This is a genomic window from Shewanella surugensis (genome assembly GCF_023284005.1).
Taxonomy (GTDB): domain Bacteria; phylum Pseudomonadota; class Gammaproteobacteria; order Enterobacterales; family Shewanellaceae; genus Shewanella; species Shewanella surugensis.
In genome coordinates, this window is the sequence record NZ_JAKIKS010000057.1 from 12646 (window position 1) to 34969 (window position 22324).

General features: G+C 43.0%; 14 protein-coding genes and 1 pseudogene. 9 read left to right on the forward strand and 6 right to left on the reverse strand.

Going from position 1 to position 22324, the window contains the following annotated elements; all coding sequences use genetic code 11:
* Positions 1-405: 405 nt before the first annotated feature.
* Both pta and ackA read right to left on the reverse strand, forming a co-directional pair.
* Positions 406-2547, reverse strand: coding sequence for a phosphate acetyltransferase (pta, locus tag L2764_RS14720; protein WP_248941004.1), 2142 nt, complete (start codon positions 2545-2547; stop codon positions 406-408).
* A gap of 169 nt (positions 2548-2716) precedes the next feature.
* Positions 2717-3910: an acetate kinase gene (gene ackA, locus L2764_RS14725; RefSeq protein ID WP_248941005.1), complete on the reverse strand. Its 1194-nt coding sequence runs from the start codon at positions 3908-3910 to the stop codon at positions 2717-2719.
* Positions 3911-4092: 182 nt separating this feature from the next.
* Between ackA and yfbV the strand changes: the two genes are divergently transcribed.
* A complete protein-coding gene (yfbV, locus tag L2764_RS14730; RefSeq protein ID WP_248941006.1) occupies positions 4093-4536 on the forward strand; it encodes a terminus macrodomain insulation protein YfbV in 444 nt (147 codons plus the stop codon).
* Positions 4537-4589: 53 nt separating this feature from the next.
* Here yfbV and pflA read toward each other — a convergent pair whose 3' ends face one another.
* Together pflA and pflB are read right to left on the reverse strand one after the other, a co-directional pair.
* Positions 4590-5327 carry a pyruvate formate lyase 1-activating protein gene (gene pflA, locus L2764_RS14735; protein WP_248941007.1) on the reverse strand — a complete coding sequence of 246 codons (738 nt, stop codon included), beginning with the start codon at positions 5325-5327 and terminating at the stop codon, positions 4590-4592.
* Between the two features lie 323 nt (positions 5328-5650).
* The gene (pflB, locus tag L2764_RS14740; protein ID WP_248941008.1) at positions 5651-7948 is read right to left on the reverse strand and encodes a formate C-acetyltransferase; all 2298 of its coding nucleotides are present in this window, start codon (positions 7946-7948) and stop codon (positions 5651-5653) included.
* Between the two features lie 421 nt (positions 7949-8369).
* Between pflB and L2764_RS14745 the strand changes: the two genes are divergently transcribed.
* The 6 genes and pseudogenes from L2764_RS14745 (at position 8370) to L2764_RS14770 (ending at position 15657) form a co-directional block, all read left to right on the forward strand.
* Positions 8370-10310, forward strand: coding sequence for a RecQ family ATP-dependent DNA helicase (locus tag L2764_RS14745; RefSeq protein WP_248941009.1), 1941 nt, complete (start codon positions 8370-8372; stop codon positions 10308-10310).
* A gap of 61 nt (positions 10311-10371) precedes the next feature.
* Entirely contained in the window at positions 10372-12147 is a 1776-nt protein-coding gene (locus tag L2764_RS14750; protein WP_248941020.1) for a DUF885 domain-containing protein, read from the forward strand.
* A 1291-nt stretch (positions 12148-13438) separates the two neighbouring features.
* Positions 13439-13666, forward strand: a pseudogene (ssoR, locus tag L2764_RS14755) (response regulator transcription factor SsoR); the annotation flags it as partial.
* A gap of 160 nt (positions 13667-13826) precedes the next feature.
* A complete protein-coding gene (locus tag L2764_RS14760; RefSeq protein WP_248941010.1) occupies positions 13827-14951 on the forward strand; it encodes a M14 family metallopeptidase in 1125 nt (374 codons plus the stop codon).
* A 95-nt stretch (positions 14952-15046) separates the two neighbouring features.
* Positions 15047-15364, forward strand: coding sequence for a zinc ribbon domain-containing protein (locus L2764_RS14765; RefSeq protein ID WP_248941011.1), 318 nt, complete (start codon positions 15047-15049; stop codon positions 15362-15364).
* Positions 15361-15657 carry a YeaC family protein gene (locus L2764_RS14770; RefSeq protein ID WP_248941013.1) on the forward strand — a complete coding sequence of 99 codons (297 nt, stop codon included), beginning with the start codon at positions 15361-15363 and terminating at the stop codon, positions 15655-15657. The genes L2764_RS14765 and L2764_RS14770 overlap by 4 nt, the downstream gene beginning before the upstream one ends.
* A gap of 130 nt (positions 15658-15787) precedes the next feature.
* On the opposite strand, the gene ansA is transcribed toward L2764_RS14770, so the two are convergent.
* Together ansA and sppA are read right to left on the reverse strand one after the other, a co-directional pair.
* Positions 15788-16804 (reverse strand): asparaginase, encoded by a 1017-nt coding sequence (gene ansA, locus L2764_RS14775; RefSeq protein WP_248941014.1) that lies wholly within the window; start codon positions 16802-16804, stop codon positions 15788-15790.
* Between the two features lie 152 nt (positions 16805-16956).
* A complete protein-coding gene (gene sppA, locus L2764_RS14780) occupies positions 16957-18804 on the reverse strand; it encodes a signal peptide peptidase SppA (RefSeq protein WP_248941015.1) in 1848 nt (615 codons plus the stop codon).
* Positions 18805-18958: 154 nt separating this feature from the next.
* On the opposite strand from sppA, the gene L2764_RS14785 reads away from it, so the two are divergent.
* Both L2764_RS14785 and L2764_RS14790 read left to right on the forward strand, forming a co-directional pair.
* Positions 18959-20974 carry an NADPH-dependent 2,4-dienoyl-CoA reductase gene (locus tag L2764_RS14785; RefSeq protein WP_248941016.1) on the forward strand — a complete coding sequence of 672 codons (2016 nt, stop codon included), beginning with the start codon at positions 18959-18961 and terminating at the stop codon, positions 20972-20974.
* 919 nt (positions 20975-21893) lie between these two features.
* Complete coding sequence (locus tag L2764_RS14790; protein WP_248941018.1) at positions 21894-22190, forward strand: hypothetical protein; 297 nt, start codon at positions 21894-21896, stop codon at positions 22188-22190.
* Positions 22191-22324 lie beyond the last annotated feature (134 nt).

Genomic DNA, 22324 nt, shown 5'->3' on the forward strand with positions numbered 1-22324 from the left:
ATTATCAAGAAGCTATTGATTTTTAGTATTTTATATTTTGTATGCTGCACATAATATCTATCGATACAGTGAGGTTCATAATAAAAAACGATTAGCTTTTCTTGACAACGAGTGTCTATTGAGGCATATCTATATGAACGATAAATAAAGGTTATCCACAAAATCTGTGGACAAGTGTGTTGAAGACTTTTTTTATCTAGTGTAACTGGCTAAAATTAAAGGATTAATATTAACTGGTCATTTTTTAACGCCTTCTTGTTTTTCAAATGAATCCTACATTTTTGTTTACTTTATTGCCCGTTAGAGCCTTTATCCACAAGGTATCGCATCTCCAAAATACATAAAGAAACCTCTGTAATGTCATCACAGAGGTTGAATGGGTGTGGTTTGTTGAGCGCTTATCTCTTACGCATTCTGTGATGCTTGAATGGCGGTTAAGGCGATGGTGTAAACGATATCATCGACTAATGCACCTCGCGATAAATCGTTGACGGGTTTTCTCATTCCTTGAAGCATGGGGCCAATACTGATGAGTTCTGCACTTCTTTGTACGGCTTTATAAGTGGTGTTACCGGTATTTAAATCAGGGAACACAAACACCGTGGCTTTACCTGCGACAGGACTATCGGGTGCTTTTGAACGTGCCACATTGGGCATCACTGCTGCGTCGTATTGCAGTGGACCATCAATGATCAACTCTGGGCGTTTTAGTTTTGCAATGCGAGTGGCTTCGCGCACTTTATCCACATCATCACCCGTACCAGAGCGACCAGTAGAATAACTTATCATGGCCACTTTTGGCTCAATGCCGAAAGCTTTGGCTGAATCTGCCGATTGAATGGCAATGTCAGCGAGCTGTTCGGCAGTGGGATCGGGGTTAATGGCGCAATCACCGTAAACCAGTACTTGATCGGGCATCAACATAAAGAAGATAGAAGACACGAGACTGGAACCAGGAGCCGTTTTAATCAGTTGCAATGGTGGACGTATGGTGTGGGCGGTGGTATTCACCGCGCCAGAGACGATGCCATCGACTTTATTTTGTGCCAGCATCATGGTGCCTAAGACCATATTATCTTCCAATTGCTCTTTTGCGACCACTTCGGTTAAGCCTTTATGGCGGCGCAGTGCTAGCATGGGTTCGACATATTGACTGCGTACGGCTTCAGGCTCAATAATCTCTACACCTTCTCCTAATGTCACACCTTGTTGACTGGCAATACGAAGAATATCGCCTTTTTGACCTAATAATATACAACGCGCGATCCCCCGTTCTGCGCAAATGGCGGCGGCTTTGATGGTCCGAGGATCATTACCTTCAGGTAAAACGACGGTTTTCTTGGCGGCGCGCGCAAGCTCAGTGAGTTTGTAACGGAAGGCAGGTGGCGACAGTCTATGTTCACGAGGAGAATTTTTAGTGACGCTTTCTACCCACTCATGGCTGATATGGCTGGCGATGAATTCTTGTACTTGTTCAATACGCACGGCGTCATCAACAGGCACTTCATGATCGAAACGTTGGATATTTAACGCAGTCTGCCATGTGTTAGTGTCAATTAAAAATATCGGTAAGCCAGTATCGACGGCTTGCTGGCATAGTTGCATGATCTCAGGCTCAGGCTGGTAACTCCCGGTGAGTAATAGTGCACCAATTTTGATGCCATTCATGGCGGCTAAACAGGCTGATACAATGACATCTGAGCGATCGCCAGAGGTCACGAGTAATGAATCGGTTTGAATATGAGTGACCATATTGGGTAAACTACGGGCGCAGAAGGTGACTTTACGCAGTCGGCGTGTGTCCATTTCACCGGTATTAATGATTTTGGCATTTAAATGCAGGGCTAAATCGGACGCTCTAGGCGCGACTAAATCGAGACTATATGGGACTGTACCCAGAATGCGCACAGCGCTTTTATGCGGTAAAATAAACTGGCTTTGCGGGGGGGTGTCTGTTGAGTTTTGATGATCAAAGACTTCAGATAGATCGGGGCGCGTATGACCTTCATCATCAACAGGGGCGTTAATTTTATTAATAATGGCGCCGATTAAGCGTTTATTATTATTGCCGCCCCAGGCATTATGCGCAATTTCAAGGCGGTTGGTCAGTTCAATGGGGGTTTCATTCCCTGGCGTGGCCACAAAAATAATGTCGGCATCGAGTGATTTTGCAATGGCGTAGTTCACATCACTTGAAAAAGGATGGTTACGGGTTTGCACTAATCCTTCAACGACCATGGTCTCAGTGCTATCTGTTGCCTGAGCAGCGCGGGCAATAATTTGCTCCATGAGCACATCGGTTTGATCTAAACGGATCAAATGCTCCGCGTGCGCCATAGTGAAAGGCTCAAGAGGATTAATGGTGGGCGACTGGCTTAAAATAGTGGTCGACCGTTCAGGGGCATTATCACCTGAGCGTTGCTGGGCGATGGGTTTGAAAAAACGCACTTTAATGCCCTGATGCGCCAATGCGCGTACTAATCCCAAGCTAATGGATGTGAGACCCACGCTGGTACCGACAGGGATTAGCATGATATTGCGAGACATATAAACCTCTTTGTAACTCAAATGATTGAGCTGTACTGACTGCTAGCGAGTCACTAGTAATAAGTGTTAGTCACAAGCATTAGTCAATAGTGTAGTTAAAAATATATACCCGAGTGAAAGCCAAAGCGTCACGAGGGCAGTGTTCAATCGATAATAGATTTTTTGCGACTTAAGTCAGCGCGATGGCATCTTGGGCGATGACCCACTCTTCATTCGTTGGGATCACCATTGCCACTGGGCTATTGTCTGTTGTGATCACGCCTTGCTGTCCAAAACGGGCGGTTTTATTGCGCTGACTGTCCACTTCGAAGTTAAAAATAGCCAGTGCGTTAAGGACTTTTTCGCGGATAATATCAGAATTTTCACCAATTCCCCCGGTAAAAACCACGGCATCGAGGCGAGTTAACGGTACCGTGTAAGACGCGATATATTTTGCTAAGCGGTAACAGAAAATCTCAAGGGCTAAGGTTGCCCCTTTATGGCCCGCTTCATACGCTTCTTCTATACCGCGACAATCATTGGTGAGTTCTGAAATGCCTAACAGACCACTTTGATTGTTTAATAACTGATTGACCTCATCTAAGGTATACCCTAAACGATTAACAAGGTGGAAGGTAATCGACGGATCCATATCGCCACAGCGGGTGCCCATGACAAGTCCTTCCAGTGGGGTTAATCCCATTGACGTATCGACACTTTTGCCACCTTTAATGGCGGTGACTGAGGCACCATTACCAAGGTGAGCACAGATGATGTTAGTGTCATCTATTGATTTATTGAGGACTTTAGCTGCTTCTTGGCTGACAAACAGGTGGCTGGTACCGTGCATACCATAGCGGCGAATGCCATTGTCACGATATAACTTATAGGGTAGGGCGTAAATGTAGGCTTTTTCTGGCATGGTTTGATGAAAAGCAGTATCAAATACAGCGACTTGAGGCAAGTCAGGGAAAGATGCTTGTGCAGCATGAATGCCAATCAAATGGGCGGGGTTATGCAATGGCGCTAGGCTTGCACAGTCCTCAATACCTTGAATGACACTGTCATCGATCACCACAGATTGGGTGAACTTTTCCCCGCCGTGTACAACTCTGTGGCCTATTGCTTGGATCTGACTGGCAAGTTGAGGTTGTCCACTTAGGATATTATTAACAATATATTCAATGGCTTTTTTGTGGGCACTCATGGCACCTAAGCTCGCTTCTTGTTTAACACCCTCTATTTTCCATTTGATCCTTGCGTCTTCTAAGCCAAAACATTCAGCGAGACCTGAAATTTTGTCATCGCCACTAATGGCATCAATAATTGCAAATTTAAGAGAGGAGCTACCGCAGTTAAGCACCAATACGAGTTTGTGTGACATGGTTAAACCTTACGCAATAATCGTGAACTCGGGTTCACATAGTATAATGACTTCTTTCTATTCAGGGACGAAGTCGCGAAAAACAACAGAGTGAAAATGACGCTAGCGATGATTCTGCTTGGGGGTCATTATTAGCCTGTGCTAAAATTAAAGACAGTCTAGTTGGTATTTTAGGTGCCTTTTTGAGTATTAAAGTGTTTAAGACCCTAAGTGACGGTCGACGTTATATGAAGACTTGGCCTATGGTCAGACAGTTAAGTTTTTATTTTCCTGAGTATCGTGTGATCCGAGCGATGACCATTGTCATGCCGTTAATGCCAGTGTTGGCAGTGTTGGCCGCGATGAGTCAGCTTTATATTCACGGTTTGGAATTCCTTCCCCAAGCGATAACAATAGCGCTATTTTTTATTGGCTTACCTCTTCAAGGTTTGTTTTGGTTAGGTTGGCGTTCAAGCCATCCTCTGCCCCTCTCTTTGCTTGAATGGGCGAATAAATTGTCGACTAAACTTTCCGATATGGGTGTTCAGTGTCGCCCATTAGGGGCCAAAGCCTGTTATTGGGATATGGCGGTTATCCTTAAGGCGGCCTTTGAGCGGCTTGATGCCAGCTATTGGGAAGAGTTGTAATTTTTCATTATTATCTCATTCAGTCACTTTACTTTTTTGCCGTTGGGTTTAGGCTAAACGGCATGGATCCCTTGTTGAGTAAACACCGCTTTGATCTGTGCCATGACAGCTTGGCTTGGCGCGGAAACACCGTCTAATTGATAGGCTTGCCCCATGGCTGACCATTTGTACTTCCCTAATGGGTGGTAAGGGAGTAACTCAACCTTTTCAATGTAATCCATTGGCGCAATAAAATCGGCTAATGCTTTTGCAGCGATGGGATCATAGCTAAAGCCTTCAACAATGACATACCGTATCCAGGTTTTTTGTTGAATTTGATGCAGATATTGGGCAAACTCTAATGTGTGTTGGTTACTCACTTGGGTTAATTCGATGTGCTTGTCATCAAACATATGCTTGATGTCAAGCATCACTAGATCGGTATGGGCTAATAGCTGATGGATGGCCGGTGTATAGTGACGCACAAAACCGTTGGTATCGAGGCAAGTGTGGATGCCTTTTGCCTGACACTTTTCAAATAAGGCGGCCACAAATGGGGCTTGCAATATGGCTTCGCCACCACTGACGGTAACCCCACCGTGACTGGCATCGAAGAAAGGGCGATAGCTTTCGATTTGTTCCATGAGTTCATCAACATGGATTTCTGTTCCTGCGTGTAGATCCCAAGTATCTCGATTATGACAATATTGGCAACGCATTAAACAGCCTTGCATAAAGACCACAAATCGGATCCCAGGACCGTCGACGGTACCAAATGACTCTACCGAATGGATCCGGCCATGAACTGACATACACTTCCTACTCAATGACAAGGGTTAATGGTGATAATAACGAATATCTAGCGAATAAAAGTGTAGCTTGGTATCGGTGCTTTTATTCTTGTTCCTGCTTATTCTTTTAAAGATCAGTTCCCTTGATCTGCTATTATCCGTGTTCCTACGGTTGATTGCCTGTTTCTTTAGTCATATAGACTCATATTTATGTTTATGTTAGAAATGACTTATATGTTAAAAACGATAGGCTAAAAATGATGTCCTCCCAGCGTGATTGAGCAGACTCTTATTGTTGTCTCACTCAATCGAGCTTAATCTTACGTGATGGAAAATAACGTTAATTACATGCACTTAGTAAATGTGCGTGTAATGACATCTTGTTGTTGCTCAGGGGTTAGAGCATTAAAACGTACGGCATAACCTGAGACTCTTATGGTGAGCTGTGGGTATTTATCCGGATGTTCAATCGCATCTTCTAGCATTGCTCGATCCATCACATTCACATTTAAATGTTGTCCTCCTTCACGCGCCTCATCATAGCTAAAATAGCCATCAAGTAATGCGGCGAGATTGGCTTGACGGTTTGATTCATCTTTACCTAATGCATTAGGCACAATAGAGAAAGTATAAGAAATACCGTCTTGGGCGTGAGCAAAAGGTAGTTTGGCCACTGAGGTGAGTGAGGCCAGTGCGCCGTGTTCATCACGTCCATGCATGGGATTAGCACCAGGCGCAAACGGTGCGCCTGCTTTTCGCCCATCGGGAGTATTGCCGGTTTTTTTACCGTACACAACATTAGAGGTAATGGTTAAAATAGACTGGGTTGGGATGGCGTTGCGGTACATGGGTTTATGACGAATTTTATCCATGAATCGACGCACGAGATCGCAAGCAATATCATCCACTTTAGCATTGTTATTACCAAATTTAGGGAAGTCGCCCTCTATGTCAAAATCGATGGCAATGCCTTTTTCGTCTCGAATAGGCCTGACTTTGGCGTACTTGATGGCTGATAATGCATCGGCAGTAATGGATAAACCCGCAATGCCACATGCCATGGTACGGCGAACATCTCTGTCGTGCAATGCCATTAGTGCGGCTTCATATGCATATTTATCATGCATATAATGAATGCTATTCAGTGCCGTGACATATTGAGTGGCCAGCCAGTCCATCATGCTGTCAAGGCGTGCCATGACCTCATGAAAGTCTAATGTTTCACTGCCAATGGGCTCAGATTTTGGGCCGACTTGAAGATGTGATTTCTCATCAATACCGCCATTAATGGCATAGAGTAAAGTTTTGGCTAAGTTGGCTCGCGCCCCAAAAAACTGCATGTGTTTGCCCAAAATCATTGGGCTGACGCAGCAAGCAATGGCATAATCATCAGATTGAAAATCATCACGCATCAAGTCATCATTTTCGTACTGAATGGCGCTGGTATCAATGGAGACTTTGGCGCAATAGGCTTTAAAGGGCGCAGGCAATTTTTCAGACCAAAGTACGGTGATGTTAGGCTCTGGGCTCGGCCCCATATTGTATAAGGTATGTAAGAAGCGAAAACTGGTTTTGGTGACTAAGGTGCGACCGTCGAGTCCCATACCGCCAATGGATTCTGTGGCCCAAATGGGATCGCCAGAGAAGAGTTCGTCATATTCCGGGGTGCGTAAAAAACGGACCATACGCAGTTTCATGACCATATGATCGATCATTTCTTGGGCATCAACTTCATTGATCAGCCCGCGTTTAAAATCACGTTCAATATAAACATCAATAAAACTGGCGGTACGCCCTAAAGACATCGCCGCGCCATTTTGGCTTTTAACGGCGGCAAGGTAGCCAAAATAGGTCCATTGAATCGCTTCTTGGGCTGTGGTGGCGGGGTGGCCGATATCAAACCCATAACTGGCCGCCATTTGTTTCATTTGGTTTAGGGCGTGATGTTGTTCAGCAATCTCTTCACGTAATTGAATCGTGTCGGATAGGTTTTTACCGGTTTCCAGTGCGTCTTGCAAGCTAGCAAATTGCGCTTGTTTGTCTTGTATTAAGGTATTGATACCGTAAAGCGCAATGCGTCGATAGTCACCGATAATACGGCCTCGCCCATAAGCATCCGGTAGACCGGTTAAGATCCCTGATTTTCGACAGCCTAGAATTTCTGGCGTATACACATCGAAGACTCCTTGGTTATGGGTTTTACGCAGCTGTGAATATTGATATTTAAGACTAGGATCGAGGGTTTTACCGTAAGCGGTAAAGGCACTTTCTACCATGCGGATCCCGCCATTGGGTAAGATCGCGCGCTTTAAAGGGCTGTCTGTTTGTAATCCTACAATGGTTTCCAAGTTTGCATTGATATAACCTGGCGCATGTGAGGTGATGGTTGCCACTTTATCGGTATCAAAATCCACAGGAGCGTGAGTTTGATTCTCCTGTTTAATGCCAATCATCACCTTATCCCAGAGTGTTTGAGTGGCTAAGGTTGCGGATGCAAGAAAGGTATCATCACCTTCATAAGGCGTGTAATTGGATTGAATAAAGTCGCGTACATCGACACTTGATTGCCATGGTCCAGACGTAAAGTCATTCCATGCATCAGATTGAAAAGCGATGTTTGTTGCAGATTGATGTTGAGCCATGATGTTCTCCTCTTACCAGTGACTTTACCGGCGTCGCGACAGAAAAATATTCTCCACTGACTCACGCTGACAAATGCCACGGGCAAATCAAAATATAACCCTGTGCGACTAAATAAAGACCCTACCCTTAATCTTGATTGCACTGCATCAATGTTTGTACCAATACAGCGTAAATATAAAATTGGTAAGACCAATGAACCAAGTAAATAATAGCATAGTGCTCCAATTGGCGCATTAAAAGATCGGCAAATATTCATGCAAAAGAAGCAAAGTGTTAACTCGCGCGCATTTTTACCCATACAGAAGCGTCTATGGTGATTTGAGCGCTTCAATTCGACAGGTCTAGGTTGTTTGCTGCTAATAAGTGATATCCTTTTTTAATACGACGTTACATTCTTTTGATTGACCTCTAGGACTCATAATGAATAACCCGATTAATATCGAGCAAGCCTTAGCCACATATTTTGGTTTTAATGATTTTCGTGATGGACAGCGAGCGGTTATTCAAGCGGTGGTGAATGGACATAGCAGCGCGGCAATCTTCCCAACGGGATCCGGTAAATCTTTGTGTTATCAATTATCCGCAATGTGTTTGCCGCATTTAACCTTGGTGGTCTCGCCTTTGCTAGCACTGATGCAAGATCAATTGTCCTTTTTAAATGGCAAAGGGATCCCTGCCGCGAGTATTGACTCGACGCAAACCCGTGAGCAAGTCGCTGAGATCATGAATGCAGTGCGAGAGCAAAAAATTAAAATATTAATGATTTCAGTCGAGCGACTCAATAATGAGCGTTTTCGGCAGTTCATTAGTCAGGTGGCTATTTCACTGTTAGTGGTTGATGAAGCTCATTGTATTTCTGAATGGGGACATAATTTTAGACCCGATTATTTGAAATTACCGCAATATCAACAGATGCTGGCTATTCCACAAGCTTTGTTACTTACGGCGACGGCAACGGCAAAAGTCGTTGATGATATGGGACAAAAATTTGGTATTACCAAAGAGCATATTTGTTTAACGGGATCTTATCGTGCGAATTTGAACTTAGCCGTTAAGGGATTAACCTCCACAAATAAGATGCCGTATTTACGTGAGTGGCTATCAGAGCGGAGTGCTCAATCAGGCATTATTTATGTGACGTTGCAGCAAAGCGCCGAGCAAATTGCTCGACAGCTCACTCAATATTCCATTCCTGCTGTGGCGTATCATGCTGGGATAGAAGCCGATAGGCGAGAGCAGATCCAAATCGATTTTATGCAGGGAAAAAGCCAAATTATTGTGGCGACGATTGCCTTTGGCATGGGGGTGGATAAAAGTGATATCCGATTTGTGGTGCATTATGACTTGCCTAAATCGATAGAAAATTATGCTCAAGAAATTGGTCGAGCAGGGCGTGATGGTCAACCAGCGGACTGTTTAGTATTAGCCAGTGGGGAGAACTTAACCACATTGGAAAACTTTGTTTATGCTGATACGCCAGAGGACAGTGCTGTTTTAGCGCTGTTGAGTGAAATGCGACAAGAAAGTGCAGCGGATGGGAAGTGGGAATTGATGTTAAATCGCTTATCTACCCGCGTGAATATTAGGCCGTTGAGTTTGAAAACTCTATTAGTTTATCTTGAAATAGAAGGGGTTATTTCACCTTTATACAGTTATTTTGCTGAGTATAAATATAAAGTATTAGCGAGCAATGCGCAATTGGAGACGGTTTTTATCGATGAACGATTAGCCTTTGTTAATGCGATTTTTGACACTTCAGCGAAAGCGAAGATTTGGTATACGTTAGATCTGGATGCGCTACACAAGGTTTATCCTTGCGAACGTTCTCGGGTGCTCACTGCGCTCGATTACATGGATCAAAAAGGCATGATAGAGCTGCAAACAAAGCAGATGACCCAAGTTTATCAGGTGAATACGGCCAATATGGAGGCCGAGATTTTACACAGCCGCTTGTTTGAAAAATTTCGCCTAAAAGAACAAACTGAAGTCGCGCGTATTCATGAACTGGTGTCTCTATTTTGCAGTGATAAGTGCCTTAATTTACAGCTGGCAGAGTATTTTTCCGACCCTTATTTAAAACAGGCATGTCAACATTGTTCAGTGTGCTTCGGTGAGGTGGCTGTTTTGCCTCCTTTACCCGCTCAACCCCCACTTGAAAGCTATGATGTTGTCGCATTAACGAGTGATGCCAGAGAGCGATTGGGGTTGCAGAGTACGCCCATTTTATTAAGCCGTTATTTATGTGGGTTAACGACCCCGATTTTTACTCAGCATAAGTTAAGATCGACGACTTCTTTTGCATTATTAGAAAAATATCCTTTTAGTCATGTGCTTAATTGGGTGCAAACGCGTATTTGTTAATTGCGTAATGTGATCTATTTTGGTTAATATTCAGAGCTTGTTAACTAAAATGGATCATATGATGAAGAAAACGGCTTTATCCTTAGTGGCAGTGTTATCGCTAACGGGACTGGTAGGATGCCAGACACAAACGAACGACACTTTGCCTGTGGTGGCGACAATTGAACAAGATAAGGCATTTACGCAATTTTCAGCGCAATTTATTGATGAATTATGGCAAACCTTTCCTTCTTGGGCCTTATACAGAGGTTTTCATGATTATGATGGTAGGCTGAATATTCCGAGCGATGTACAAAGGCAACATAGCCTTGCTTTTATTACGCATCAGCAGCAGGCCTTAGCACAAATTTCCCCCCAGTCATTAAGTCCAAATGTGCGTATCGATTACAGTATTATTGATAACTTACTCGCCAAAATGAAATGGGAGCAGGAAACGTTCAAGTCTTGGCAATGGGATCCGAGTCGTTATAATGTGGCAGAAGGCTTTGCCTTGATCATTAATGGCGACTTTGCTTCATCAGATGAACGCTTAACCTCGGTGTTATCGCGGTTGGCTTTTATCCCTGATTATTATATTGGGGCAAGAGAGAGTATTCAGTCACCGACGCTTGAGCATACCCAGCTGGCGATATTACAAAATGAAGGGGCGTTATCGGTATTGTCGCCAAGGTTATTGCAAGAGGCCATGGATTCAGGGTTAACGGTTCGGCAAAAGCAGCAATTTAAAGCCCGCTATACCCAAGGGGTGAGTGCTATTAAGCAGCATGTGAGTTGGCTTAAATCACTCGAGAAAAAATTGACAACACAAGGCGCGCGCAGTTTTCGTATTGGTGAAGCATTATATGAGCAAAAATTTGCCTTTGATATAAAAGCCGGCATGACAGCAAAACAGCTTTATCAAAAAGCCTTGTTGGATAAAGACAGGGTGCAAGCTGAGATGAGCGTACTCACTGGACAGTTATGGTCGAAGTATTTTTCAACGCAAAAACCGACAGATGACAAAATTGCCATTGGACGTTTAATTAATAAATTGTCTGTTAATCATGTCAAACGAGATGATTTTGTCAGTGAGATACGCCAGCAAATTCCAGAGCTTATTCACTTTGTGAATGAGAAAAATCTGATTACTCTGGATCCGAATAAGCCGCTTATTGTGAGAGAAACCCCTGAATATATGCAAGGTTTTGCGGGAGCATCGGTGAGTGCACCAGGGCCTTATGAAAAATCGGCCAATACTTATTATAATGTGACGCCTCTCGATAGCATGAGTGAGGCTTCTGCTGAGAGTTATTTAAGAGAATATAATCATTGGATCTTACAGATCTTAAATATTCATGAAGCGATACCAGGACATTATACCCAACTCGTCTATGCCAATGAATCTCCCAGTTTGGTGAAGAGTTTGTTCGGTAATGGTGCCATGATTGAAGGTTGGGCTGTGTATGCTGAGCGCATGATGCTAGAACAAGGCTACAGTGATTTTGAGCCTGAAATGTGGTTGATGTATTACAAATGGCATTTAAGAGTGATTTGCAATACCTTGCTCGATTACAGTATTCAAGTGCAAGGGATGAGCGAAGAAGAGGCTATTAACCTTATGACGAAAGAAGCTTTTCAACAAATTGCCGAGGCAGAAGGGAAATGGCGTCGAGCCACATTAAGCCAAGTACAGTTAACCAGTTATTATGCGGGCTACAGAGGTATTTACGATCTTAGAGAAGACGTAAAGTCACTTGAAGAAACACAATTTGATTTAAAGGCCTTTCATGAGCGTTTTTTAAGTTACGGCAGTGCGCCTGTTAGTGATATTCGTCAATTGATGTTGTTGACTCATTAAGATTATCTTAAGTCACCCATGTGCTTTTAAGCGGCTGATGGCTTCAATTCAACGGATTAAGCCGATCATTTAGCGGGATATTGAGACACATCCCCCAGCGCATTGAAACAGGTATTTTCAATGTGCTGGGGGGATTCGTCAGTCACGGGTATAAAAGATCGCTTATGTTTTCAGCACTACCGGTAAGGGGGCGTTTTTTTGTCGTCTGTTAATGTGATAATTTTTGTATCTATTTGTATCTCAATTTGAGTTTTCACTCGTTATATTTGAGAATGATTGAATTAAAAATGCATGTTAATGATTTTATTTGTATATCATTTTGTTTTTATAAAATATTATTGATATATAAAGCATTATTTTATAATTAGATGAAAAGGGTTACTGAATGTTTGTAACTTATAAATGTCATTGTGGTTGTTTTTTATATAATGAATAGATTTTTTTTAACAAATGGAATCAATGAAACGGCATTTTTCTGGACATTTACCTTATAAACGTCCCAATACATTTGTTGCGTAAGATATAAAATACTTGAGTAAATGAAAAATAAAGAGTATATCTAGTTCAAGTGTAAAGATGTTTAGTATAAAGGGTATTCGTAAAATAAAATGACATCGCTATTAATAGCCATTAGTTGTTCTTGAAATGTTAATTTGGGCGTGGGTCAATATGTAAGGTGGTTTATTCATTTTTAATATTGATTTAAGATTAAGGATAACTATAAAATACGAGTGATTGTTTTGTTAATATTATTTTTTCAATTGATTGTCTGTCGTTTGTGAATAAGGTTTCTGAAATGAATCTAAAGGATATTAAAGTCATTCAAGAACGGTTAAGCTAGATAAAGGTAGTATTTTATTTGTTATATTTATTAAAGGGTTAATTGTTTCTGTTTCATATGTAAAATAAACGAAAGCCAGAATATAAAATAAAGAGTGAGCTATCAAAGGCAATGGCACCTCCTTTTATTGCGAATGTTTATATATTTATTGAATGAAGCCTAACGTTTTATGATGTTTTTCAACGAAAGATAATTATTATTTAAAATAAATGAATAACTAATAATAGTAACATTGATATCTATTAACACTGACGTAATAGAAGAAGGGTAAATAAACGTTCCATGCCTGCTGTTTGTCACTGTTATTGACTGTATAGGAGTTGATTGTGTATGAATCAATCACAGCAAAATGTTAAATATGCGAAAAGTATGACTTCAATGGTGAAAGACAATATGACCTCATTTGATTTTGATGACATTGAATATTGTGTCTCAATTGATGGTAAAAAAGTTTATCTCACCCAAACGGAATTTAAACTATTCAAATATTTATTCGAAAGACAAGGGCAAGTGATCACAAAGCAAGAGTTACAGCGTAACATACTGCAGAAAGACTTAGGTAAATTCGATCGAAATTTGGATATGCACATCAGTAATACTCGTCGAAAACTGGTTGAAACGCGATTACCGCGCACATTAATAAATACGGTGCGAGGGCAAGGTTATTGCTTTTCTTGATGAGCCCTTTTATCTCATTTGGGTTTAATGCCTCACTGCTTACGATGTAGAGGTGTTTAGCTTTTGTGTTTGAATGTAGATTTGGTTTATCCTATGGCCTACTTATGTTAAAAAATGGGTTCTTATATATGATAAGAACTCAAATTTGAAGGAAGCCTCTATGCGGATCAGTGCCAATTTTGATGGCGGTAATATCGACGTCATCAATGTACAAGCCCCAAATAATATCGAGCTTGCCATTTGTCCCGATGAAGGCGGTGAGTTTTTTCAATGGTTTAATTTTAAATTAGATGGCACCATCGGCATGCAATATCAATTGCATATTGTGAATGCTGATAAAGCCTCCTATCCACAAGGATGGGAAAATTATCAAGCGGTGGCCTCGTACGATCGAGAACATTGGTTTAGGTTGCCGACGCGTTATCATGACGGACGCCTGTCCATTGAGGTTGAATTAGAGTGTGATTCTATTCAAATTGCGTATTTTGCCCCTTATAGCTATGAGCGTCATCAAGATTTACTGGCACAGTTTCAAGTCCATCCGATGGTGAGTGTCGAGCATTTAGGCTTAACACTCGATGAGCGGGATTTAAGCTTGGTGAAGATCGGCGATGCTGATGAGTCTAAAGCCAGTGTGTGGATCACTGCTCGCCAACATCCGGGTGAGACGATGGCTGAGTGGTTAGTTGAGGGGTTGATATCTCAATTACTTGACGGTGACAATCCGGTTTCTCGGGCTTTATTAGCCAAAGCGAACTTTTATATCGTGCCTAATATGAATCCAGATGGCGGGGTGAGAGGCCATTTACGGACCAATGCTGCTGGCGTGAACTTAAACAGAGAGTGGCAATCACCTTCGCTTGAAAAAAGCCCTGAAGTTTTTCATGTGGTGAATAAAATGCAGCAAACCGGGGTGGATTTATTTTATGATGTTCATGGTGATGAAGATCTACCTTATGTGTTTCTTGCGGGCTGTGAAGGTGTGCCGCGTTTTGATGACGCCATGAATACGCTGCAACAGACGTTTGAAAATGCATTATTACTCGCCAGTCCTGATTTTCAAACTCAATTTGGCTATGATGAAGATGCGCCGGGGCAGGCTAATTTGACTGTGGCATCGAATTGGGTGGCTGATCGTTTTGGTTGTTTGTCTTATACATTAGAAATGCCCTTCAAAGATAATGATGATTTAGCTGAGCCGATTCAAGCTTGGTCGCCCGAGCGGAGCATCTTATTAGGTGAAGCCTCTTTAGTGGCGATGAATGCCGTATTAAATAAACGATAGAAATCAGGTATACTGTGATCCTCAAACGCCCTGAATCGTGTCTATTCAAGGCGCTTGGGGGATATTGAATATCGGTTTTTTCGAGGGGTGGAAACATGGCATTAGTCGCCTGTCCAAGTTGTCAAAAAAGAATTTCGAGCAAAGCGAGCACGTGTCCCCATTGTCATACAGGATTATCCGGTGATAATGAGTCACACATGCGTATTAGCCATATCAAAAAATCAAACCAATTATTGAACCACAGCCTGCTTTCTCTAAGTTTGTTTATTTTTGGGGTAGTGTTGGGTTTTTGGGGCGGCGAAGTGGCCACCGGTTCGCGGGCTTATATTGCCGGGGCTTGTTTTATTTTTGGTTTTATTGGCTATTTAATATGCCGAATTAGGATCGTCTTACATAAGCGGAAAAGTGTATGAAAGATATCAGTCAAGTGATTGAAGAAATGCCTCAAGAAGTCTATGAGCGCCTTATTAGTGCCGTGGAACTGGGAAAGTGGGAAGATGGCACTGTTCTTAGCGATGAGCAAAGAGCCTCGACGCAACAAGTGGTCATGTTGTATCAAGCAAAAAAGTTGCATCAAACGGATCATTTTACCATTGGCCGAGAAGGTCAAATTAATGAATTGTCCAAAGCTCAGCTTAAAAAAGAATTTAAAGCCGCCGATTTTAAAGGAGAGAGCATTGCTGCCTTTAAAAATGATGACTTATAATAGGTAATCGCTTAGGCGTTAATGAGTGAGACAGCAGATGACTCTTGCTGTTTAGCGTATGTTGATGAACTCAGTTTGGTCGATTGAGTTCATCAAAGCACTTTCATTTACAGACTCATCGATACTGAAGTTAATCGACACTGAGCTCGCCGACTAAATCTTCAAGCATAGCTTGGCGTATTTCATCCGCTGTCATGTCGGTTGACAATAAATAGTGTAACTTTGCCAAGGCCGCCTCAGTGGTCATATCGCCACCACTGATCACCCCCGAAGCCGCTAATGCATTACCCGTTGCATAGCCCCCCATATTGACTTTACCTTGCAGACATTGAGTCAGGTTGACTAAGATCACTCCGCGTTCATGGGCCGCTCTAAGGATCGCTAATAGTGCGGGTGTTTGAGGAGCATTGCCCACACCAAAAGTGAGTAAGATCAGCGCCTTGACGGGTTGTTGCAGCACATTATTAAAAATATCTGTCGAAATGCCAGGATAAAGGGTGACCACGCCGATGGGTTGCGGGCTGATATTTGCAACGGTTAAGACGGGTTGCTTGTCAGGCTTGCCAATTTGACCGGCATGTAATCTGATTTTGATGCCGGCTTCTAATAGCATCGGAAAGTTAGGGGAAGCGAAGGCATTAAAGCCGTCAGCATGGGCTTTAGTGGTGCGATTACCTCGAAATAACCGATTATTAAAGAACAGGCCGACTTCGGCAATGGGGTAATTGGCGGCAATATATAAGGCATTGAGTAAATTGGTTTGCCCGTCTGATCTTAACTGAGCCAGTGGGATTTGAGAGCCGGTGACGATGACGGGTTTCGATAAACCTTGCAGCATAAAAGACAGCGCTGATGCGGTAAAGGCCATAGTATCGGTGCCATGTAAAATCACAAAGCCATCATAGTGATCATAATTGGCTTTAATATCATTAGCGATTAATTGCCAATCAGTAGGGGCCATATCGGAAGAATCAATCAAGGGATCGTATTCATGAATGACAAAGTCGGGCATTTCGGTGTGATAAAACTCGGGCATGTCTTTCACACAGCGGGTCAAAAAGCCTGCGACAGGGGCAAATCCGTTGGCGGTTTTTTCCATTCCTATGGTGCCACCTGTGTAGGCGACATAGATTGAACGTTTAGTCATAATTCATTCGGCATAGAGATCAATATCCAGAGTATACGATTTTAGTGATAAAAAAGCCCAGTAAAAACTGGGCTTTTTAGTGCTAAAAGTGCATTAAGCGGGTATTAAATATCACGCTTGATACTCTGCATCTTCAACGGCTCGAGTATCGCTTATAGATTACAAGTATCACAATATAAGTACACGCCATTGGGATCATCAAATGAAGAGAAGGTGCTCAACATGTTTTCCCATTTTGACATCAAGGCACCCATCACTTTACTGTGTGTTTGTGTTTGACTATGAGGCAAGTAAACCGAGGCGGTGGCAAAAATATCTTGAATAATTTGCTCTTGTGGGCTGAGTTTTTGCTCAATCAGTTTGGTGTCATATTTTGTGAGCTTGGCCATTTCTGCTGCTTTGCTCACGGCTTGTTGTATATCACCTAACTCATCAACCAGTCCCAACTTAAGGGCTTGACGTCCTGTCCACACTCGGCCTTGGGCAATGTTATCCACGGCTGGTTTTTTCATGTCACGGCCGTTGGCCACTATAGAGATGAAGTTGTCATAACCGCGTTCAATATTACGTTGAATAACCTCACGAAATTGAGGGGTGAGATCTCGGGTGACACTAAAGCCTGCCCAAGCTGATGTGCCCACACCGTCGGTGTAAATGCCTAAGTCGGCTAGCGAGTCTTTAAAGGTGGGGATCAGGCCAAAAATACCGATTGAGCCGGTTAAGGTGGTGGGTGTGGCAAAGATATAATCGGCATCGGCTGAAATCCAATAACCGCCCGATGCCGCATAACTGCCCATACTGACAATAATGGGTTTGTTGGCCGCTTTGATGGCCAAGACTTCTTGACGGATTTGCTCTGAGGCAAACGCGCTGCCGCCAGGGCTGTCTACACGTAACACAATGGCTTTGACATGGTTATCAAATCGCGCTTGTCTCAGTAGTTTCGACGTACTTTCTCCGCCAATTTCACCACTGGGTTGATTACCATTGAGTATGGTGCCTTTGGCCACAATAATGGCCACCTTGTTAGGCTCTGTGGGTTGATACTGAGATTTTACAATGGGTAAGTAATCGGAAAAACTGATCTGTTTGTAATCATCGCCTTTATTGGCTTTGCCGACTCTATCGACCATGGCGAGCCTAAAGTCTTCAGCGGTACTTAAGCTATCCACCCAATGGAGATTAAGGGCCATTTTGGCCATGTCATTATTAGCTTTATCCAGTTGAGCTAAGTATTGCTCAGGGGTTAAGATCAACTGCTCAGGTTTGATATGACGATTACTCGCCACCACTTGGCTATAGCTTTGCCATAAGTTGGTGAGTAAGCTCATATTGGCTTCTTTCGCCGCAGGCGACATGTCATCACGGATCAGTGGCTCGATAGCGGATTTAAAGGTGCCGACTCTGAAGACATTCATCTTAATTTTGAGTTTATTCAATGCCGATTGAAAATATTGACGGTAACGTCCAAGGCCTTCAATACCAACTTGCCCTTGTGGGTTTAAATAAATGGTATCGGCAAAACTGGCGAGGAAGTATTGATTTTGCTCATAGCTATTGGCGTTAGCGATGATCGGTTTACCGGAGGCTTTAAAGGTGGTGAGTGCATCACCAATCGATTGTAATTTGCTCAGTCCTGCGCCTTGTAAATGGTCTAAATTCAGCACCAAGGTGCTGATATTTTGATCTTCGGCAGCATTGTCGATCACCTTGATGACATCGGAGAGTAAAATCTCCTTGTCAGCACTGTTCTCCCTTTCACTATTCATGATGGCTTCAAGCGGGGCTACGGGCTTTTTTTGCTCGACAATATCGCCGGATAAATTGAGCACTAAGGCTGCGCCTTTCTCAACACTGACATTCTCTTCTGAGCTTAGCCCCACAAGAACCGCGATCAGTAATCCAAAAAAAATGAGATTGAGAATAAGTTTACGAATACCGTTAACAGTACTCCAAATAATACAGAATATCTTTTTTAAAAATGAAGGTTTAGCGGGCATTTTCCACTCCTTTATGACGTGATTGAGGCCATGTTAACTGAATTAATGCACAGATGGAAAACCCAATTGTAAACCGAAGCCCCATTACCTTATTGAGCTTAGTACAGACTCAAGGTATGCTGAATTAAATCATTTGTTTAAAAAGGATGTTTGAATGTCGTTTCCGCATTTACTAGAACCCTTGGATCTAGGCCATACTCAATTGAAAAATAGAGTTTTAATGGGCTCCATGCACACTGGCTTAGAAGAAGAAAAGGGCGGATTTGAGAAACTGGCCGCATTTTATAAAGAACGTGCAGCAGGTGGCGTGGGCCTGATCGTCACTGGCGGAATCTCTCCCAATTTACGTGGACGATTAGCGCCGAATGCCTGTCAGCTCAGTTTTTCTTGGCAAGTGAAGAAACACACGATTGTGACTCAGGCTGTGCATGAGGTGGGCGGAAAAATTTGCATGCAATTACTCCATGCGGGGCGTTATGGTTATCATCCTTTTTCGCAAGCGCCGAGTAAGATTAAATCGCCGATTACCCCTTTTACGCCCAGTGCCATGTCAGCAAGGCAAGTCAAAGGCACCATCAAAGATTATGCTACCAGCGCCGCCTTGGCGAAAAAAGCGGGTTATGATGGCGTTGAAGTGATGGGCTCTGAAGGTTATCTCATCAATCAGTTTGTCAGTGCTCGCACCAATAAGCGCACTGATGAATGGGGCGGCGCATTTGAAAATAGAGCCAAATTCCCGCTTGAAATTGTGCGCAGTATTCGCGAGAAAGTGGGTAATGACTTTATCATCATTTTTCGCTTATCGATGCTGGATTTGGTGGATAATGGCTCCACGTGGGAAGAAGTGGTGCAACTGGCGAAAGCGTTAGAGCAAGCGGGCGTCTCCATTTTAAATACTGGAATTGGCTGGCATGAGGCGAGGGTACCGACCATTGCGACGAGTGTTCCTCGCGGTGCGTTTGCGTGGGTCACCGAAAGGCTTAAAAAAGAAGTGTCATTGCCGTTAGTCGCTACCAATCGCATTAATACTCCTGAAATCGCCGAGCACATTCTTTCATCGGGCCAAGCCGATATGGTGTCGATGGCACGGCCTTTCTTAGCCGATGCTGATTTTGTCAATAAAGCCGCCGCCAATACGCCTGAACAGATCAATACCTGTATCGGCTGTAATCAGGCCTGCTTAGATCATACCTTTGCATTAAAGCGCGCCACTTGTTTGGTGAATCCGCGCGCCTGCTATGAAATGGAAATCAACTTTAGCCCCACGGCGCATAAGAAACGTATTGCGGTGATGGGTGCTGGCCCTGCGGGGATGGCTTTTTCGGTGTATGCGGCGAGTCGCGGCCATGACGTGGTGCTTTTTGAAGCTAAATCTGAGGTGGGTGGTCAGTTTAATCTGGCGCGTAAAATCCCGGGAAAAGAAGAGTTTAATGAAACCATTCGCTATTTTCTTGAACAAATTAAATTGAATAAGGTGGACTTAAGGCTTAATACGCGGCTCGATGCTTCTGTGGTGCGCGATGAAGCTTTCGATGAAATTGTGATGGCCTCGGGCGTACTGCCAAGAGAAATTGACTTACCGGGCTTTGATTCACCCAAAGTGGTGGATTATCAGCAAGTGTTAAGCGGGCAAGTGACGGTGGGCGATAAAGTGGCGCTGATAGGCGCTGGCGGTATAGGCTTTGATATGGCACACTTTTTAGGCGAAGCAGAGTCGAGTACATTGCAACCGGATAAATGGCTCAAGCAATGGGGGATTGATAAAACCTATCAAGATCGTGGCGGCTTGATGGCACCAGAAAAAGAAGCGGTGCATAAACAGCTGTATTTATTACAACGTAAAACCAGCAAGATGGGTAAAGGCTTGGGTAAAACGACTGGTTGGATCCATCGCTTAGTATTAAAGCAGCATCAAGTCATTCAAAAAGTCGGCGTCAATTACGAGAAATTTGATGAACAAGGTTTGCATATCAGTATTGATGGTCAAAGCGAAGTGCTGGATGTGGATCATGTGGTGTTGTGCGCTGGCCAAGTGTCCAATCGCACCTTACTCGAAGAAATGCAGTCCACGGGACTGCCTGTGCACATGATTGGCGGCGTCGATGTGGCCGCCGAATTGGATGCCAAGCGGGCGATTCGCCAAGGGGCAGAATTGGCGATTAAACTTTAGCGTGAACGGTAAAGTTTAATTGGGTATTCTGTGTCAGCTTTCTGATCTTGGCTAGCTTGAGGAATAAGCTAGCCTTTTTTGATCTGCATTGTTACCGCAGGTTAAGATTGTGGATGTTCATCCACACTGGGCATCATAAACTAGCGTTTGGCTCCAGTGGTATTGGCTAGTATTTTTGAGCTTTTAGCCTTACTGATGACTCATTGCTGCCGCAGGCTAAGATCGTGAGTTCCCACTCACACTGGGGCAATAGGGGTTATACAGCAATCCCCTCTTGCTGATTTTTGGTAAATAGTCCTGCAGCTCAAACTAAGTTAGCAGTGTTGAAATACAGCCTCATTTATCGTTAAAAATATTCTAACATTTCCGGTGGTGCATCCAGTGTTGTCATCAGAACGTGTACTGGGATTACATAACTTCAATTGTATTTATTGCCTGCGGCAGGCTTATGTGTAAATGCAAAAATAACACACCGTGAATATGTTCCTATAGGCTCAACGAAAACATCCCTGTTTCCGATGGTTATTTTTGCATTCACACTGGGTTTTAAAAGCGTAAAGATCAAAAGTCAGTGTGTTTCTTATTGCTGAGATCTAGGCTCCGCTTATATCACTCATTTCCCAAGATTGTTAGCAGTCAATATATTAAAAATGTTTAGATTATGATTTGATGGACGATTAGCATTGATATCTTGTAGAGTTTTATATAGGTTGTTGATTAATAATGGCTGGCTATAGCTATTTTCAAGGTAGGAGGTCATTTCAATCTCTTTGGGTTTGATTTCCCGCAGCTTGCTGCGTAAGTTTTAGTCTTTTAGTCTTTCAGTATCCTAAATACCCCGCTTCGCGAAGCGAAGTCGAGCCAAAGGCAAGATAGCTTGCTGCGGGGATTTTTATTACGATCGTTGAAGGTGGCACTAGTGACAGAAGAGCAATTTAATCGAACTTTACAGTCTGTGGGGCAAAGCTGCTTTGTTAAGTTTTTTGACGTATTTTCTTCGAAAGTTAGTACGCGTGAAGAGATGATAGAGAAACTAAAATCAGAAACTGACTATACCGAAGGATCGTGTATATCTCGAACAAGCCACGCAAAGAGTCTTATTGAAGCAGGTGTTGCTGGTCGAGTATTTGAACAAGTGATAAATTCTAATTCATCAAAAATATCAGATGAAACTAGAGACTTAGCTAGAAAATATACTATTAATTCAAACATATAATAAATGCATTAATATGATTTATTACGAGCTATAGTCGTTTCTGGTGTATGAGGATAAAGCATTGCGATGTAACCTGTTAATTGATCTTGGCCGATCAACAATTAACAAAAGGAACATCGCAATGACTAAAAATG

Bases quoted from the DNA above. Each gene is read 5' to 3' on its own strand.
- pflA (WP_248941007.1), bottom strand. From the start codon at position 5,327: ATGTCAGTTCATGGCCGGATCCATTCGGTAGAGTCATTTGGTACCGTC.
- L2764_RS14760 (WP_248941010.1), top strand. From the start codon at position 13,827: ATGCGGATCAGTGCCAATTTTGATGGCGGTAATATCGACGTCATCAAT.
- pflB (WP_248941008.1), bottom strand. From the start codon at position 7,948: ATGGCTCAACATCAATCTGCAACAAACATCGCTTTTCAATCTGATGCA.
- L2764_RS14765 (WP_248941011.1), top strand. From the start codon at position 15,047: ATGGCATTAGTCGCCTGTCCAAGTTGTCAAAAAAGAATTTCGAGCAAA.
- sppA (WP_248941015.1), bottom strand. From the start codon at position 18,804: ATGCCCGCTAAACCTTCATTTTTAAAAAAGATATTCTGTATTATTTGG.
- ackA (WP_248941005.1), bottom strand. From the start codon at position 3,910: ATGTCACACAAACTCGTATTGGTGCTTAACTGCGGTAGCTCCTCTCTT.
- L2764_RS14750 (WP_248941020.1), top strand. From the start codon at position 10,372: ATGAAGAAAACGGCTTTATCCTTAGTGGCAGTGTTATCGCTAACGGGA.
- ansA (WP_248941014.1), bottom strand. From the start codon at position 16,804: ATGACTAAACGTTCAATCTATGTCGCCTACACAGGTGGCACCATAGGA.
- pta (WP_248941004.1), bottom strand. From the start codon at position 2,547: ATGTCTCGCAATATCATGCTAATCCCTGTCGGTACCAGCGTGGGTCTC.
- L2764_RS14770 (WP_248941013.1), top strand. From the start codon at position 15,361: ATGAAAGATATCAGTCAAGTGATTGAAGAAATGCCTCAAGAAGTCTAT.
- L2764_RS14785 (WP_248941016.1), top strand. From the start codon at position 18,959: ATGTCGTTTCCGCATTTACTAGAACCCTTGGATCTAGGCCATACTCAA.
- L2764_RS14745 (WP_248941009.1), top strand. From the start codon at position 8,370: ATGAATAACCCGATTAATATCGAGCAAGCCTTAGCCACATATTTTGGT.